Below are 2,240 nucleotides of genomic sequence, written 5' to 3'. Positions count from 1 at the left end.
CCGCCCTCGCTTTCGCCAAGGCGGGAATTAATCTGGTTTTAATCGGTCGCGATCAGCAAAGATTGGCAACCGTGGCGGGAATGGCGGCAGATTTAGGCGTATCAGCCCAAGCTTACCCCTTAGATTTGGCAGATATCCCGGAAGTAGCTCCTAGTATCGCTAAAATCGCCCAAGAATCCGGACCGATCGATATCCTGATCAATAATGCTGGCATGGGTTACACAAACTCCTTGGCTGACACACCTTTGTCAGACTGGCAGCGGGTGATCGATCTCAATTTAACCAGTGTTTATCAGTGTGTGCAAGGAATTTTACCTGCCATGCGTCAACAGGGGGGAGGCACGATCGTTAACGTTTCCTCGATCGCCGCCGATAATTTCTTCCCTGATTGGGGGGCCTATAGTGTCAGCAAAGCGGGATTAGTGGCATTTTCTCGCATTTTAGCGATCGAGGAGCGGGCCAACGCCATTCGCGTCACGATTATTACCCCCGGGGCTGTCAATACTCCCATCTGGGACAGCGATAGCGTCAAAGCAGATTTCGATCGCTCGGCCATGTTAACCCCGGATATCATCGCTGAGGCCATTCTGCAAGCGGTGTTACTGCCCAAACAGGCCGTAGTGGAAACGATGACCATTATGCCCAGTGCGGGGGCATTATAACCCGAAATACTTCTATTTATCAATCAATTCGCCTACAGGCATCTTCATTATGACCATAGCTTCTTCTAACGGTTTAAACGGTAATCTAACCGACGCTATCCAAGCACGCGTGACCACTCGCCCCGATCGCAACACCCACAATGGCAAAACCGCTCAAATTCATCCAACTTCCGACGAAAACAAAGAACAGATGATGGATGCGGTCAGAAATATCCTGATCTCGGTGGGGGAAGATCCCGAAAGAGAAGGTTTATTAAAAACCCCCAAACGGGTGGCCGAAGCGATGCAGTTTCTCACCCAAGGCTATCAACAATCCCTAGAAACCCTCGTTAATGGTGCGATCTTCGATGAAGGTCATAATGAGATGGTATTAGTGCGCGATATTGACTTTTTTAGTCTCTGTGAACATCATATGTTACCCTTCATGGGGCGGGCCCACGTTGCCTATATTCCTAACCAAAAGGTGGTCGGATTAAGTAAATTAGCCCGCATTGTGGAAATGTATTCCCGTCGTTTACAGGTCCAAGAGCGCCTCACCCGTCAGATTGCCGAAGCGATTCAAGAAATTCTCGACCCCCAAGGGGTTGCCGTCGTCATGGAAGCAACTCATATGTGCATGGTAATGCGCGGGGTGCAGAAACCGGGATCCTGGACTGTCACCAGCGCCATGTTAGGAGTCTTCCAAGACGAGCAAAAAACCCGCGAGGAGTATCTTAACCTGATCCGTCATAAACCCAATTTCTTCTAGTCAGGGAAATGGGGACATGGGGAAATGGGGACATGGGGAAATGGGGGAATTCAACTAAAACCCTAAAACCCTAAAACCCCAACAACCAAAACCTTCTAACTGATCACTGATCCCTGAATTTTTGCAGTCGCTCTAGCAAGAGGGCGACTTTTTTGAGGTCTTTATCACCAGGCGATCGCTCAACGCCGCTAGAGACATCAATACCCTGGGGGTGCAGCCGAGTTAAAGCTTCACTAATATTATCGGGGTTGAGTCCTCCGGCCAGAAACCAGGGCAAGGGGGGCGAAAAACTGGCTAAGGCTTGCCAGTCTAAGGTATGTCCCGTACCGCCGAGCAATTGGGGATGGTAGGCATCTAACAGTAAAGTATCGACGCTATTGAAGTAAATTGCCGACTTTTCCCAACTTTCTCTGTCTTTAATCCGTAAAGCTTTGATAATTTCCCGGTCGGGTAATAATTGCCGCAACCTTTGGCAATATTCAGGAGATTCCCTACCATGTAACTGCACACTTGTCAAGGGGGTTTTAATAATTATTTGCTGAATAATTTCCGGTTGCTCGTCGGCAAAAACCCCGATAAAATCAATTTTGTCGGGTACTGCGGCGATAATAGCGTTAATTTGCTCGATTTTGACGTAACGAGGCGAACTAGGTACGAGGATAAAACCTAAAGCCGTAGCTCCGCAAGTAGCGATCGCTCGTCCTTGGTCCGGTTGGGTAATGCCGCAAATTTTAATTCGCATTTAATCTTATTCACAAAACGTTACAAAAACTGTTAAGTATTCAAACAAAAAGCAGTTTCGGGTCAAGAGCTTTTTATAATGCCCTGTG

The 2,240-nt window shown here is 48.1% G+C and carries 3 protein-coding genes; 2 read left to right on the top strand and 1 reads right to left on the bottom strand.

Going from position 1 to position 2,240, the window contains the following annotated elements:
• Positions 1 to 662: SDR family oxidoreductase (locus PX481_RS24610; protein ID WP_288096565.1), on the top strand; the 662-nt coding region annotated here is incomplete at its 5' end.
• Between the two features lie 49 nt (positions 663 to 711).
• The gene (gene folE, locus PX481_RS24605) at positions 712 to 1,410 is read left to right on the top strand and encodes a GTP cyclohydrolase I FolE (protein ID WP_002738197.1); all 699 of its coding nucleotides are present in this window, start codon (positions 712 to 714) and stop codon (positions 1,408 to 1,410) included.
• A 103-nt stretch (positions 1,411 to 1,513) separates the two neighbouring features.
• Here folE and PX481_RS24600 read toward each other — a convergent pair whose 3' ends face one another.
• Entirely contained in the window at positions 1,514 to 2,152 is a 639-nt protein-coding gene (locus PX481_RS24600) for a phosphoribosylanthranilate isomerase (protein WP_002756863.1), read from the bottom strand.
• Positions 2,153 to 2,240 lie beyond the last annotated feature (88 nt).

This window comes from Microcystis sp. M53603_WE2 (assembly GCF_030065435.1).
This window is presented reverse-complemented; position numbering and strand designations above follow the sequence as displayed.

Excerpts from the sequence above, each read along its gene's own strand:
- PX481_RS24600 (WP_002756863.1), bottom strand. The coding sequence starts at position 2,152 with ATGCGAATTAAAATTTGCGGCATTACCCAACCGGACCAAGGACGAGCG.
- folE (WP_002738197.1), top strand. The coding sequence starts at position 712 with ATGACCATAGCTTCTTCTAACGGTTTAAACGGTAATCTAACCGACGCT.